General features: G+C 59.8%; 16 protein-coding genes and 1 tRNA gene. 8 read left to right on the forward strand and 9 right to left on the reverse strand.

The window, feature by feature from the left end:
• The first annotated feature begins 62 nt into the window (after positions 1-62).
• Both B5527_RS04425 and B5527_RS04430 read left to right on the forward strand, forming a co-directional pair.
• Complete coding sequence (locus B5527_RS04425) at positions 63-1,286, forward strand: GGDEF domain-containing protein (RefSeq protein WP_079600189.1); 1,224 nt, start codon at positions 63-65, stop codon at positions 1,284-1,286.
• Positions 1,287-1,328: 42 nt separating this feature from the next.
• On the forward strand, positions 1,329-1,952 hold the full coding sequence (locus B5527_RS04430; protein ID WP_079600190.1) for a peptidoglycan recognition protein family protein: 624 nt from the start codon (positions 1,329-1,331) through the stop codon (positions 1,950-1,952).
• A gap of 399 nt (positions 1,953-2,351) precedes the next feature.
• Here the strand turns inward: B5527_RS04430 and B5527_RS04435 are convergent, their stop codons facing one another.
• The 3 genes from B5527_RS04435 to B5527_RS04445 all read right to left on the reverse strand — a co-directional run bounded on the left by B5527_RS04435 (position 2,352) and on the right by B5527_RS04445 (position 5,002).
• Entirely contained in the window at positions 2,352-2,705 is a 354-nt protein-coding gene (locus tag B5527_RS04435) for a hypothetical protein (RefSeq protein ID WP_079600191.1), read from the reverse strand.
• 165 nt (positions 2,706-2,870) lie between these two features.
• The gene (rpoH, locus tag B5527_RS04440) at positions 2,871-3,770 is read right to left on the reverse strand and encodes an RNA polymerase sigma factor RpoH (RefSeq protein ID WP_079600192.1); all 900 of its coding nucleotides are present in this window, start codon (positions 3,768-3,770) and stop codon (positions 2,871-2,873) included.
• Positions 3,771-3,985: 215 nt separating this feature from the next.
• A complete protein-coding gene (locus tag B5527_RS04445; RefSeq protein WP_079600193.1) occupies positions 3,986-5,002 on the reverse strand; it encodes an RluA family pseudouridine synthase in 1,017 nt (338 codons plus the stop codon).
• A 31-nt stretch (positions 5,003-5,033) separates the two neighbouring features.
• On the opposite strand from B5527_RS04445, the gene B5527_RS04450 reads away from it, so the two are divergent.
• From B5527_RS04450 to B5527_RS04470, 5 genes are all read left to right on the forward strand, one after another.
• Positions 5,034-5,366, forward strand: coding sequence for a hypothetical protein (locus tag B5527_RS04450; protein WP_079600194.1), 333 nt, complete (start codon positions 5,034-5,036; stop codon positions 5,364-5,366).
• A 169-nt stretch (positions 5,367-5,535) separates the two neighbouring features.
• Positions 5,536-5,610 (forward strand) — tRNA-Glu (locus B5527_RS04455).
• Positions 5,611-5,709: 99 nt separating this feature from the next.
• Positions 5,710-6,126, forward strand: coding sequence for a DUF6538 domain-containing protein (locus B5527_RS04460; RefSeq protein WP_154072006.1), 417 nt, complete (start codon positions 5,710-5,712; stop codon positions 6,124-6,126).
• A gap of 60 nt (positions 6,127-6,186) precedes the next feature.
• Complete coding sequence (locus B5527_RS04465) at positions 6,187-6,534, forward strand: hypothetical protein (RefSeq protein WP_154072007.1); 348 nt, start codon at positions 6,187-6,189, stop codon at positions 6,532-6,534.
• Positions 6,535-6,588: 54 nt separating this feature from the next.
• A complete protein-coding gene (locus tag B5527_RS04470; protein ID WP_154072008.1) occupies positions 6,589-7,428 on the forward strand; it encodes a hypothetical protein in 840 nt (279 codons plus the stop codon).
• Positions 7,429-7,768: 340 nt separating this feature from the next.
• On the opposite strand, the gene B5527_RS04475 is transcribed toward B5527_RS04470, so the two are convergent.
• The 4 genes from B5527_RS04475 to B5527_RS04495 form a co-directional block, all read right to left on the reverse strand.
• On the reverse strand, positions 7,769-8,017 hold the full coding sequence (locus B5527_RS04475; RefSeq protein WP_079600198.1) for a hypothetical protein: 249 nt from the start codon (positions 8,015-8,017) through the stop codon (positions 7,769-7,771).
• Positions 8,018-8,028: 11 nt separating this feature from the next.
• Positions 8,029-9,108 carry a hypothetical protein gene (locus B5527_RS04480; protein WP_079600199.1) on the reverse strand — a complete coding sequence of 360 codons (1,080 nt, stop codon included), beginning with the start codon at positions 9,106-9,108 and terminating at the stop codon, positions 8,029-8,031.
• A gap of 565 nt (positions 9,109-9,673) precedes the next feature.
• Positions 9,674-10,615 (reverse strand): hypothetical protein, encoded by a 942-nt coding sequence (locus B5527_RS04490; RefSeq protein WP_079600201.1) that lies wholly within the window; start codon positions 10,613-10,615, stop codon positions 9,674-9,676.
• Positions 10,616-10,625: 10 nt separating this feature from the next.
• The gene (locus B5527_RS04495) at positions 10,626-10,826 is read right to left on the reverse strand and encodes a hypothetical protein (RefSeq protein WP_079600202.1); all 201 of its coding nucleotides are present in this window, start codon (positions 10,824-10,826) and stop codon (positions 10,626-10,628) included.
• Between the two features lie 170 nt (positions 10,827-10,996).
• Between B5527_RS04495 and B5527_RS43415 the strand changes: the two genes are divergently transcribed.
• Entirely contained in the window at positions 10,997-11,182 is a 186-nt protein-coding gene (locus B5527_RS43415) for a hypothetical protein (protein WP_154072009.1), read from the forward strand.
• Positions 11,183-11,603: 421 nt separating this feature from the next.
• Here the strand turns inward: B5527_RS43415 and B5527_RS43420 are convergent, their stop codons facing one another.
• Together B5527_RS43420 and B5527_RS04510 are read right to left on the reverse strand one after the other, a co-directional pair.
• Positions 11,604-11,957, reverse strand: coding sequence for a hypothetical protein (locus B5527_RS43420; protein ID WP_197689272.1), 354 nt, complete (start codon positions 11,955-11,957; stop codon positions 11,604-11,606).
• 1,132 nt (positions 11,958-13,089) lie between these two features.
• Positions 13,090-14,181, reverse strand: coding sequence for an ABC transporter ATP-binding protein (locus tag B5527_RS04510; protein ID WP_079600205.1), 1,092 nt, complete (start codon positions 14,179-14,181; stop codon positions 13,090-13,092).
• Between the last annotated feature and the right edge of the window lie 18 nt (positions 14,182-14,199).

The raw sequence follows: 14,199 nt of genomic DNA on the forward strand, positions 1-14,199 counted from the left end.
ATCGTCATGGGCGGGCTGTTTGGTAACGGGGGAGGCAGGACCGTGCGCGTTCTGCATTCGCGATGTTGAGTATTCTGACGCTGTGGATGGTGTTCGTCGTCAACTTTCTCGCGCTGGGCCTGATCTGGGCCTACGTCATGGCCAGCTATCCCAGCTTCGAGGCTGCGCGGTTCTGGACCGGCTCGGCCTTCGCCGGAGCCGGCGGCGCGGCGGTGGCGACGCTGCGCTTCTTTACGGATTCACTGGTACCGCTGCTGGGCGCCGGCACCTTGCTGATTTTCGCCGCCTGTCTTGCCGCGATGGGTATCAAACGGTTCTACGACCAGCCGGTCTCCTGGCGCGCCTGCGCGCTGATATCGGGGCTGAGCTTCGCCAGCCTGACGTTCTTTATCGTCGGCTACGACAGCGTGTCGATGCGGATCTTTATCTATTCGCTGGGCCAGGCGCTGCCGCTGGCGCTGACGCTGAAGCTGCTGCTGTCAGGACGGCAGGACCACCGCAAAAACCCCGGGGCCCGGCTCGCCGGTGGCGTCGCTATTATCATTATCGCCATTTATGTCGTGCGCGCCGTCGGCGGCCTGTTCCATATCGGCGGCGATTTCACGTTCGCCCAGTCCAATCCGCTGCAGTGGGTGCTGGTGCTCGCGCTGATATTCCTGGCGATGGCGTGGAATTTCGGTTTCCTGCTGATGGCGATCGACCGGCTGCGCAACGAGGTCGCCGATCTGGCGCTGCTCGACGATCTGACCGGCGTCGGCAACCGGCGGCATCTGTTGCAACGGCTGACCGAGGAATGCGCGAGGTCGGAGCGCAGCGGTGCGCCGTTCGCGCTGCTGGTGATCGATCTCGACGGCTTCAAGGCGATCAACGACACCCATGGCCACGCCGCGGGCGACGCCTGCCTGCAGCATTTCACGCTGATGACGCAGACCCGGCTGCGGCCGGGCGACATGCTGGCGCGCACCGGCGGCGACGAGTTCTGCGTCGTGCTGCCCGCCTCGACGCTGCGCGAGGGCGCGATGATCGCCCGCCGCATCCTGGATGTGTGCCGCGACGACGCCAAGGCCTGCGTCGGCCCGGATATCCCGGTCGGCGTTTCGATCGGGGTTGCGCAATGGACCCCGGAGATCGGCGCGTTTCCGGACCGGCTGATGGCCGCCGCCGACCACGCGCTTTACGCCGCCAAGAAGGACGGCAAGAACCGCCATGCGGTTTACGACCCGTCGCCTCCGCTGGCGCCCGGATATGAGGCCGTCCTCGAGCAGGCGATGCGCGCGCACGCGTGAACCGTGCTAGGTAGCGCGTACGGCTCACTGGACGAGAGACCCATGAATTTGCGACTGCTCGTGGCGGCGCTCGGCGTCATCGCGATCCTTGCTCCGGCTGCCGCGCAAACGCCGGACCTCGCGAGCATCGCGCGCGGGTCAGGCACGCCGGAGATTCCCGGCCTCAAGATGGTCTGGCTGGCGCCGTGGGGCGAACTGTCCAAATCCCATCGCTGGCACAACATCATCGTGCACCAGACCGAGGGGCCGGCCGGCTCGGCACGATATGGCGCACAAGAGCAGGCCAGGAACCCGACGCGGCGCGGCGTCACCGTCTGGGTCGAAACCGACGGCACGGTGTATTGGGCGGTGCCGGAGAGCCTGGTTCCGACCCACGGCGATGGCGCCAACCGCAACGACAACAAATACATCGACAACGCCGCGACGTTTCACCAGGTGGTCGGCAGCAATTCGATCGGGGTGGAATTCGCCGGCAACTATCCCGACGTGACGCGCGGCGCTACTGAGGCGCAGATCGCGGCGTGGCGGATTCTAGCCCGGGTGCTGGAGGCGCGCTACGGCATTCCCGTCGAGCGGGTCTATGCGCATGACTGGATCGACTTCAAGGACGCGCGCTATTGCGAAGGCTGCGCGCTGGCGACGCTGGCGAGGCAGCCGGATTTTTGAGCTCGCGCATCGGCGCGCTATCGTCATTCCGGGGGCGCGCGTTAGAGCGCTTTCCATCTCACATGGGCCAGCACACTTTTCTTCTCCCCCCCCGCAAAGCGGCGGGGTCGAGACGAGCGAAGCTCGCTCTTAGGGGGCGGGGGTGGGGGGTCTATCAGCGTGCGCCGCTGGCAGCGAGTACGTTGAACTACCCCCCACCCCCGACCCCTCCCCACCACGCGCAAGGGCGCGCGGGGGGAGGGGAGTGAAGTGAAGAGCATCGTCAAGCGATGCCGCTCGAAGGATGAAGCATTGGAAGTGAAAAGCCGTCAGCGGCGAACCTCAGATGTGCAGTTGCACATCGGGGAATCCTTGGATTTTCGGGTTCAGCCCTACGGCTGCCCCGGAATGACGAAGTCCTCAAATCGGCTGCGTCATCCAGCGGAAGACACGGCTAATCAGGCCGGCCCGCCGCCGCGCCTGCGCCGGCGCATCGGCCGGCTCGTCCGCGGCGATGCAGCGCTTATAAAGATAATCCAGGAATACGATGTCGTTCGGCTCAGTGACGGTAAAGTGCTCCGCACCGATGAATACCGTGTAGTCGTAGAAGAACGGCCCGATGAATGGCGCGGTGGCCGGGGTGGCCCAGTCCTTCGAGATCACGAATTGCGATGGCTCGAGCCCATGCGCGACCATGGCCTGCTCGAGATCCGGCAGCTTGCCAATGAACTCGGCGGTGAACCCGCCGACGGTCGATTGCAGTGTAATCGGCATCGATACCCCCGCGCGGACGTTCGCGCCTCAATGGCCCGCAATCGTCTCCCGGTCTTGGTCTGGTCGAAAGTGCCTTGGGTTCAAGCAGGCCTCCGTCCAACAAAAAAGCCGGCGTTGCCGCCGGCTTTCGTGTCTTGCATTTGGCTCTTGCATTTGGCGCGAAAATTAAAGCGCGGCCTCCAGTGCGGCCTGCTCCTGCTTCGCGATCGTGCCCTTGACCGCCGACTGCACCTTTTCGAAGGCGCGAACCTCGATCTGCCGGACGCGCTCGCGCGACACGCCGAATTCGCTCGCGAGGTCTTCCAGCGTCATCGGCTCTTCCGCCAGACGCCGCGCCTCGAAGATGCGGCGTTCCCGCGGGTTGAGCACGCCGATGGCGCCGTTCAGCGCCTCGCGGCGATGATCGAACTCCTCGTGCTCGGCCATGATGGCTTCCTGGTTGGGCGAATTATCGACCAGCCAGTCCTGCCATTCGCCGGCCTCGCCGTCGTCGCGGATCGGTGCGTTGAGCGAGGCATCACCGCCGAGACGGCGGTTCATGTCGATCACGTCCTGGTCCGTGACGCCGAGGCGCTTGGCAATCAGCTTGACCTGGTCGGGGTGAAGATCACCCTCGTCCAGCGCCGAGATCTTGCTCTTCGCCTTGCGCAGGTTGAAGAACAGCTTCTTCTGGTTCGCGGTGGTGCCCATTTTCACGAGCGACCACGAACGCAGGATGTACTCTTGTATTGACGCCTTGATCCACCACATGGCGTAGGTAGCGAGCCGGAAGCCTTTTTCGGGCTCGAACCGCTTCACCGCCTGCATCAGGCCGACATTGCCCTCCGAGACGACCTCGGAGATCGGCAATCCGTAGCCGCGATAGCCCATGGCGATCTTGGCCACCAGCCGGAGATGGCTGGTAACGAGGTGATGTGCCGCGTCGCGATCGTCATGCTCGCGCCAGCGTTTGGCGAACATGTATTCCTGCTGGGGCTCCAGCATCGGAAATTTGCGGATCTCGGCGAGGTACCGGGAGAGGCCGGATTCTCCGTTGAGGACCGGCAGAGTAGCTGTACGGGCCATTTAGCGCCCTCCAGTGGTTCAGGCCCCCGATAGCGGCGGGCCCGGCAGGCGGCCGCTCTGTTAAAGCCAGTCGCGCTGCGATGTTCCGCGTTGGATATTCAACGCACATGCAACATACACCAAAACGGGGGGCATTTGGAAGGATAAGGGGGGTCACGTCACCGTGTGGCTGCCATAACCTTTTGGTATAACAGCGCTTTTTACAGACCCCTGCGTCATTGCGTCGCCCGTAGCGAATCCCGCAGAAGCCTGAGGTCATCGGGCAAATCCGCATTCCACTCCAAAATCGCCCCGTTTTGGGGGTGTTCCAGCGCCAGGAGGTATGCGTGCAGCGCTTGGCGGTCGAGGGCATCCAACGCCGCCTGGCCCCGGGGACCGAGGTGGCTGGCCTTGGTCTTGAAGTGCGGACCATAGACGCTATCGCCCAGCAGGGGATGGCCGATATGGGCCAGATGCACCCGGATCTGGTGGGTGCGGCCGGTCTCGAGCTGGCAGGCCAGCAGCGCCGCGACCGGTTTACCGTCGCGCCCGTTGAAGGTTTCCTGGATTTCCCAGTGGGTGATGGCCTCACGGCCTCCCTCGCGGACCGCCATTTTCTCCCGGGCATGGGGATGGCGGTCGATCGGGGCATCGACGGTGCCGCGCTGCCGGTTCGGTACGCCCCAGACGAAGGCCATGTAGCCGCGCCGCATCGCGCCGGTGCGGCCGTGGTCGGCAAATTGCTCGGTCAGCGATTTGTGCGCCCGGTCGTTCTTCGCCGCCACCATCAGCCCGGTGGTATCCTTGTCGAGCCGGTGCACGATGCCCGGACGCTTGACGCCGCCGATCCCGGACAGGCTTGTCCCGCAATGGGCGATCAGGGCGTTGACCAGCGTACCGGTCTCATGGCCGGCGGCGGGATGCACCACCAGGCCCCTGGGCTTGTCGATGACGACGATGTCGTCATCCTCGTAGACGATATCGAGCGCGATATCCTCGCCGGAGGGCTCGGCGGCGACCGCTTGCGGCACGTCGATTGTGATCGTATCGCCTGCGGCGACATGATAAGCGGGGTCGCGGATGGGGGCGGTTTTGAGGGTGACCTGGCCGGCGAGGATCAGCGCTTTCAGCCGCGAGCGTGACAGCTGCGGCAGGCGCACCGCGAGCACCCGGTCGAGCCGGGGCGAGCCCTCGTCGCCGGCGACGGTGACCTCAAGCCTTTGACCGCTATTCGAAGACGAGCCTTGTTCCAAAGATGAGCCTTATTTCCCTGAAGGGTCTCGTATGACCGAAACCGTTGTGCCCGAACCGACACAAGAACAGGCCGCGTTGTTCGCGAAGGTGCGGCGGATGATGCTGATTGCGGGCCTTACCACGACGCTGGCGGTAGCCGCCGTGCTGATCGCCATCGGCTACCGTCTTTTTCGGTCAGAGGGAAGCGCCGTCGCCACCGACGTCACGGCGACGCTGCCGAAAGGCGCCCGCATCGTCGCCACCGGCACCGCCGGCGACCGGCTGGTGGTGACGCTGGATGTCGGCGGTATGACCGAAATTCGCACCTTTGATGCGCGCACGCTCAGGCCCACGGGCCAGCTGAAATTCGTCAGCGAACCCTGACGCATGATTCCCCGAAGCAGGCCTCGGGCTTGGCCCCAAAACTTGACCCCCAAAACTTGACCACAAAGGCTTGACCCCAAGGCGTGGGCGACGGGACCGGGCTGTTCCGTCGGACCGCCAAACCGACCTTGCAGCCAACGGATTTCAAGGCTATTGCCTCAAGCCGCACGCTCCCTTCGTCTAGCGGTTAGGACACGGCCCTCTCAAGGCTGAAACAGGGGTTCGATTCCCCTAGGGAGCGCCAGCAGCTTTTGAAGCCCCGATAATTCAAGAAGTTAGCGCAAATACTGGCTTTGTCTGCCCTCGACTGGTAGCAAATGCTGGTAGCTTTCTGATGCACTCGATGCCCTACCTAATCAAGAATCCTGCAGGCACTTGGTGCGTTCAGCGCAAGGTCTCTGAGAAGCTCCAAGCCGCCGTTGCCCGCATCCTTGGTGGCAAGAGGTCAACACAGGTCTACCTGAAGAAGTCGTTGGCAACGAAGGACCGCCGTGAAGCGACACGGCGCGCCCCGCATGCTCTCGCCGACATAGACCGCACTCTTCGAGAAGCTGCAGCGCTCTCACAGACGAAGCCCAAAGCCGCTGTACGCACCACTCTTACCGATGCCGAAATCAAGCGCATGGCGGAATACGTCTACGCCAACGCTCTCGCGTGGGACGAGCGCCCAAGGTACGGGCGCGATGAGATGAAGCGAATGGAGGCGGAGCACATCCGTCTGGAAGGCCGCCCGTTGAGCGGGCCCTGGCTTTTTCCATAAGAGACGTTGCCTCAGTACGGGTTCTCACCAGAGCAGTTGGCTCTGGTCCGTGAGCATCTCGTGGAAGACCTTCAGAACATGCGCGAGTATCTTGCCCTTGGCGATATCTCGGCGGTCGAACACCACATAACCGAAGCGTTGGACGCCTTTCAGATCAACCTAGACAGAGAGAGTGCGGCCTATCCTAAGCTGGGCATTGAGGTGCTCAGGGCCTACGTGCGCGCACTGCAGGACATCGAGCGGCGCAATGCGGGCGAGCCCGTGTCGACGCCACCGCTCCCCACGGCCCCCAGCACCGCAGCATCAGGTAAGGGGCTATGCGTACAAGAGGACCACTCGGTGGCCCTGGGGCAGCGCAAGATTTCCGCGAGCGATCCGGCGTCAACGTGGTGGCCGGGCGAGCGATAGTAATGGTCGCGCCTTGCCGGTAGGAAGACGGCGTCGCAATTTTCGGAGAGATAGGTGGCACGTACAGCGAAAACAGTACGATGGACCCGTCACGCGTTTCTAAAGGCTTTGGAGGAACTGCCGCCCGGATTGTATCAGGAGAGATGGATAAAGTGGGTCTCGAACTACAACAGAGGCCGGAAGCGAAAGAACGCATCCGCTAAAACCATCTACAATCGGGTGCAACAACCATCGTGGATTTTATGGCTTGCCGAAGCAGGCGGAATCGATAAGGCTTCGATCCGGGACGCGAAGAAGAGGGCCGCCGGTCACGATAAAAACCAAACGCGCACCAAGGAGATGCGGGTTACCTTGAGTTGGGCGCGAATTGCAGGCCAACTTGAGCAGATACCGTCTAGGAAACATCTCACCGAATATCACACCACGACGGGTCTCGGCGGTAAGGAGCCGACTAAGAATAAACAAGAGCGAAATAGTTCTAGTGCGGCTAGCGATTCCTATTCCAGATATGTGGAAACTTACGAGGTCGAAATCACGCCCGCGCACAACACCCTCCAAAAACGGTTCGAATGCTTCCTTTCGAGGGATGGAGCAACAGAACTCAAGCCCAACGTGGATGGTGTCGATTTGCGCTATCAAGACGAGACCAAGGGAACGATTTTGGTGGAAATCAAGCCCTGCGAACGCGCAAGCGCTCGATACGCGATCCGAACCGCAATCGGGCAGTTACTCGACTATGAGCAACGTGTGAAGAAGCACGCGTCGCTCCTAATTGTCGTTGGGACCAAACCGCTGGAGGAGGATCGGCTCCTCGCGACGTCCAACGGCTTTGGCATCGCGTATCCTGCCAAAGGATTATTCGAGGTTCTGTGGCCAACCTTGAGAACGAGGTAGGGAGCAAATGTTGCTTCGCAAATGCTTTCGGAGGTGCTCAGACGCCGTGGCCGATCTACCAGATTGCCGCTGCGCCAAGACTTTCTGCGCGACCACGACCACGCCGCGTAACAAGACCTTGCGTAAGTCATCGCACTCGTACGCGACGCGTTGGAGCACAAGGCAGAACGAGAACAGCATGGCAGTGCGCGGTTCAAGTGGACTGTTCTTTTGCGTCGTCTTCTGCTTGCGATGCCGGCCCTCAGTGGGCGGTCTATATGCCTCGACGCAGTGGGAGCTGTTGAGGCATTTTACCGCGCCGTAGCGCGTCGGCGGAAATCAGTGGGTCAATGGGCTTGTATTACCTGGGCCAGCGAGGGCCGCCCGGAAATGGGTTTATGACCCCCTTTTTGGCTTTCTTGACGGCCTTCGCCTTTTTGGCCGCTGCTTTGGCTTTTCGCGGAAAGTGCGGGCCGCCTGGAAACGGGTTGACCTGCTTTTTGGCTTTTTTGACTGACTTCCGCTTTTTGCCTTTCCCTGCTGCGTTCTTCCTGGCTGCTTTACGCGTCTTCGCCTTTTTCGCGGTCTTCGATGCTTTGGCCATAATCATTACCCTTCCTATTACGGAGATGGCAGGAGCATAAATTGCTGGCTCTTGCGTTGGTCGACGGCATAAACGGCCAACGTCTCAGAAGGTGTACCTCCACCAATAACGCGCGCACCCAAGACTAACGAGGTTCCGAAGCCAGCGCGGCCGCGTTCTCTGTCACCGACCACAACAGCATTGGTCGGCGCGAAAATGAAGGCCCGCAAACTGCTCAAATACGCCGTAGCACTTGTTGGCAAAGCCAAACCGACCGTCACTTCATGCATATCGGTCCTCTTCACCTCTCCCGTCAAGGAGGCGTCCGTAAGCTGAAAGGCCGTGCCCGTTGGTGTGAACGTAATCTTTGGTGTCGCTGAGGCGTCGAGCGTCGTCGTGAATGTCAGATCGTCGGTCATAGTGGGAGGCGCAGTAGGTTTTGCTTTCGTCCCTGCTAAGTTTCCGAACAAAGTGAGGTCAAGATAGTCGTAAACCATCCTGTCCATGCCAATATGGCCGACGATAGGATAAACGTAGTTGGCTTCAACGAGGTACCCATCGCAGTCTCGACGGCCACCTTCCCTCACAGTCGTGTTTAGCTTGGTGAGCAGATTGCTGAATGTGTCGGTAACCGTGAAACTACGCTCGTTATTGCGCTTTCGCGTCACGGACCCGCCGAGACCCAACTTGAACAAGGAGTTTGATGGTCCGCCTTGAAGGTTTGCAGCCCCGGCCGAGAGGTCATTATTTTCGGTCATCGTCAGATCGAAGTTGTAGGCAACGCCGATGGAATAGAAGATATCGACCACGTTTCGAACTTCTTGAAACTCGTCTCCTTTGAAGAGAGCTGAACTAAAGCCAGAAATTTCATTTGGATTGTTCTTGTACCGCGCCGCTAGAGTTCGGGCGAGGGGAACACCCGCCTGACTTGGATGATCCCGGCCGAGGTCTTCGAGCCACGTAACGAGAGCCTGAATAGCTGCGTCCCGGGTTTCGCAGCGAATCTGCTGAACAATTTGCGGTGTAGTTACGCCTGTATAATCATCAGGCAAAGGGTGGATGGCGCACGCCGCGAGGAAGACCAGCCCCGGAAACATAACCGCCAAGCGCCATGACATGTTGCGCCTCGATCCACTGTTCAAATATCAATCGATAAAATGAATTACACGCTAAGCGTGCATCAAAATCTGCTCGTTAGCAATAGGCGGTCGGCGCGATTTAGCTTCGGCCACAAATAATCGGTGTTCGCATGACCAAGACCTGACGGACCTAATCGGCTCGTCTTAGCCCGGCAGCGGCTGGCCAGCGAAGCCGACAAATCTGACGCCGGGGATGTCGGCCATTTTGAGAACCGTAGGTCGACCGGAGGAGGACCCCCAGTCCCATTGGGGCTGCCCAGCTTGATGTCGCGCTCCTTCGCGGCTGCAAGGTTGTTCTCCGAGATGTTACGGCCAACAGGCTTCGCGTATAAGAAGATTAGCCCTTTGGGACAGAAGTTGATCGTGATTATTGAAGTGGCTACGGAAACTAATGCGAGCACGGCAATTCTTCGAACGCTTGAGTCCCACGTTCCTCCTCCGGGCGATGCCCTGCAAGAGTGGCTGGTTAGCGCTGAGCGGGATGGCGTGGGCCTTAACACAGGATGAGCATGATTATGACCATGTGATCCTATAGAGTCGTCGCCTACTGGAGGGGCACATCAGGATTTGCTGTCGATAGACGTCCCACTCGACTATCCGAAATCGTCGTGTCGTATCGCTCGATGAACTTCAGTAGCTTGTCGCGATCGCTGTTGAATTTATCGCCCCATTTGCCGATCGCATTTCCGACAGCCATGATTAAACCAAAAAGATCAAACGGCTTCGGTGCGCTTGATGCCGCCAACGGCATGGTGAAGGCACCGCCGCCCACGAAAGGCATAATCGGCGAAACTTTCCCCGCAATGACCTTTCTTGAAGAAAGGTTAGTCATGTGCAGAACCGAATTTCGGAACTCCCATAACTCGTCCGCCGAGATGCCGAGCGGTTCAAGGTCAACATACGCCGTAACCCATCTCGCGAAATTGCCTGACGAATCGCCGTGCTCCACAAAAGCGAGCGTATCGACACACGACATCAGCAGTTTGGAACACGACACATAGAGCTTCGCATTGAAGAGCGTGCGAATAGCCTTGAAATAGTCGTCGTGGATAAGGTCGGTGAATCGGAAGCCTTTCTCGCTGGTGTATTCCACGAGGTAGTCGGGCATGTTTCCCCAACCTTCTTGGTGGGTCACCGCGTCGCCACGGTAAGGCCCGCTCCCAATCTGTTTGTCTACCTTCGGCAAACCATCAACGATCGGAGTGATGCAGTACATTGGCGCTGGACGGGCCCGAAAGTGAACGAACGCTTCTTCAAAATATTGGAGGGGCTGTCCATAACGATAGACCGCAAGCCATTCTTCGGGCGTGAAGCTTCGGGAAAGACGAAACCGACGAGCGATCGAGTGATCTTGATCAATTTTCGACAGGAGGAGATCAATCTTCTCGCTATCACTTCCGTCGAACTGGTGATGACGAACTCCATACTCGGTCGCCGTTCCCTCGACGAAATAGACGAAGATGTTGAATATCCGTTCGGTCGACATCGACACTGCCTCAAATCAGTAGTTCTTCATTTATGGCAGAGCTCCGCGACATTTCTGAACCGACCCGCAGCGCGAACTCGCCGTTCTCGACCGCATGCGCCATCGGAGCAAATTCGGCGTCGAATTTCGCAAGCACCTTCTCGCACGGAGATTTGGTTGGCAGTTGACGCCAGCGCCACGTCGTCTCCCATTTCGACACGATCGGCGTCACCCTGAGCGGGTCGACACTACTTCTCAGCGTAGGGTTGTCCAGTGCGGAAAGAGTTGCTTCGCCTGTGCCACAATTGCATTGATCGGCGCTAGTTGGCCTCATTTGCCAGAATTATCCAGGGTTGTAAGAGGCTAGATGTGCTACGTTGCGGTATTGATAGGGGGTTGAGAATGATCGCCAAGACCGCCTGCATTGTTACCTGCCGCTGTGCAAACGCATACCTCGACTGGAGCCTCCGGCCATGTGTCCAGCGCATTTACGATTCGTTAACGCTCGCGAAGGCCGTAGGATTTCAGCAACGCAACGAACTCCTGAACAACGTCGTCGGGCGAGAATGGGGGCTTGCGCTCGCGTAGGGCGTCGAGCACGCCAGCGTAAGCGGAACGGACATCAGAGGCGTCAGCATTGTTACCCGTAAGACGCTTGAACCAGCTTTGAAAAGGGCCAGAGAATTCATCAAACGAGGCTGCTACGACGTTCGGATAACTACACCCGAAGGCCGCATTTATCATTCGTCAGAGTTCGGGGATCTTCCACGGACACCCGTCGCGAGGCGCCCAACTCCAAAGCAGTCTCCTGCACCGTAAATGGTCTACCAGACTATATTTTCTTGGCGCCACCAATTGCGTGAGACGACGAAGTTCGCCACTCGGTCGTCAGTGGCATCAGATCGGAACGACTCAAAGCGGCTAAATCTCGAATTTATCCGCCAATTGCGATAATCAAGTTCGCGAGGGAAGCCGGAAGGCGTTGCCGTGGCTCCCTCGCATTTTTGATTTAGTAGCCACCAAAGCCGAAGGCGCCGCCGATCACACCACTGGCGATCGCGGCCGCGGGATTGTAGCCGCATCCACGGTTATAGCCGTAGTATCCATAGTAGCCGTTGCAATAGCCGCCGCCGTAGGCATAGCCGCCACCGTAACCGCGACGGCCGGCAAAGTGACGTCCGCCGTAACCACCCCGGGCGCGACCTGCCATCGCATGTCCACCACCCATCGCGCGACCTCCCATGGCATGACCGGCGTGCCCTCCGCCTCCGTGGCCTCCATGTCCAGCGGCCAGGGCACCGGTCACCGGCACGCAACCGAGGCCGACCGCGGCCACGAAAGCAATCAGTTTACGACGAAGCATGTAGCTCTCCTGTCATGATGGATTTGAACGCTATGACAGGATGAAAAGCTCTGTCTCGACGAATGGTTGCAATCCGCGCCAACACATTCGCGTGCACGGCAGTTCGCGATGCCGCCGTTTGCCACAAGGTCCCGCCGACGGTTCCGTGGCCGACGCTGGAGCGACGCGCACCGCATCGCCATATATCCCGCGCCCGCACTGCAGGATTGTTTCGCATTGTTTCTCTGCGTCGCTTCTCTGCGTCGTCTGTGGCTGCAGCCTTTTTCGTTGGATCCCATCGCGCGATCAGCCGAAATCGCAATGCGCGAGAGCTCAATTCATTCGCATCGATGTGATTTCGCGCGCCCAGGCTTTTGAATCTCGAAGCAAAAGCGGGCTGAACAAAAAAAGAAATTTGGATCACGCGCCAAGTCGTTGGTAGCTGTAAGTCGTTCCGTCGCGCCTCGATCGGCCTGGACGCGCGCCCGACGGGCAAATCACTGCTCGACCGCTTCCGCGACGTGTCCAGCCCCTTTTGAAAAAATATTCTGTTTTTCCGAAGACGCAAATCACCTGTATATTCCCACCGTCCTGTCCCAACAGAGGGGGCGTTGCGCAACGTCACCGACGCGGGGCTTGGATGCGGTGGACGCGGATGGTGCTCCTGACGAGGGTACTTGAGGCGGACGGCGAAGACGTGTGGTCCTGACACCCCGACGCTGGTGTCAAGTTTGCGGAGCGATCCGCGTAACGACGGTGGCAAGAAAGCCGATCACCGGGGAGAGCGCGGTATAAGCCGTAAACCATTGCGTGGGGAATGCCGGGTGATTCCGGTGTGACCTGACTAACGCGTGTGCTCACTACCACTACCCCTGCACGCGCGGCGGCGGGCGCATCGGGCGCCCGGCATTCCCTGCGCCCTCTGTTCAGAGAGGGCGAAACGAGCAGGCCAAACCTCGCGCAACACATGCGGCGAGATCGCGGAGCTGTGTTTTGCAACGATCAGATGATGCAAACTCACGCTGGAATGATCGCGCCAGCCGCACCAATTAAAGTAGCTCGGCTTCTCCTTCGGTGGGACGAAATGCTTGTGGCCGTTTTATCAGGATTTTTCAAAGCGCCCTTCGTCTCCCCCAGGGAGCGCCACTCTGCTTCAGATTGCCGCTTGCGACACGTCGTCAAAGAAGTGCAATCGGTCGGGATTGAGCGCGAGACGAAGCCGGTCATGAACTTTGGCCTGGACGCTCGGTTCGACCGCGGCCACCATCGAGTTGGGACCCGCCTTCACGTCGAGAAGGATCTGCGATCCGAGTTTCTCGATGACCTCGATCACGACATCGAAGCTGAGGTCCGTCGCATCGCTGTTGGACGCCACGCGAAGGTCCTCGGGACGGATTCCGAGTATCACCTTCTTTCCAACATGCCGACGGAGCTGGCGAGCGACCGCGTCCGGCAACTTGATGCGGATGCCCTCGTGGTGGGCCCAGAGGGCGCCCTCGCCGTCGGCGAGTGCGACCGTCGCGAAGTTCATGGCTGGGGAGCCGATGAAGCCGGCGACGAAGCGGTTGGCAGGCTCGTTGTATAGCTCGAGCGGCTCGCCTATCTGCTGAACGACACCATCCTTCATGACAACGACACGGTCTCCGAGCGTCATTGCTTCGACCTGATCGTGGGTCACATAGACTGCGGTGGTGCCGAGGCGATCGTGGATCTTCTTTATTTCCACGCGCATCTGGACGCGCAGCTTGGCGTCGAGGTTCGATAGCGGCTCGTCGAACAGGAACACCTGTGGATGCCGAACGATGGCGCGGCCCAAGGCGACGCGCTGCCGCTGGCCGCCGGAGAGCTGCCGCGGCTTGCGTTTCAGGTGTCCCTGGATGCCGAGGATTTCCGCCGCCACCTGCACGCGTTTGGCGATCTCGGCGCGATCGAACCGCCGCATCTTCAGGCCGAACGCCATGTTGTCGTAGACGCTCATGTGCGGGTAAAGGGCATAGTTCTGGAACACCATCGCGATGTCACGATCCATCGGCGGCAGTTCGTTGACGACCCGCTCGCCGATCAGAATTTCGCCCGAGGTGATCGATTCGAGCCCAGCCACCATCCGCAGAGTCGTCGTTTTGCCACAGCCCGAGGGGCCGACAAGAACCACGAATTCCTTGTCGTGAATCTCAAGGTTCAGATCCTTGACGGCATGGAATTCGTCAAACTTCTTGTTCAAGTTCCGTATAATGACCGGTGCCATCGCTCTCTCCGGCGTATT

Source organism: Bradyrhizobium erythrophlei (genome assembly GCF_900129425.1).
GTDB classification, from domain to species: domain Bacteria; phylum Pseudomonadota; class Alphaproteobacteria; order Rhizobiales; family Xanthobacteraceae; genus Bradyrhizobium; species Bradyrhizobium erythrophlei_C.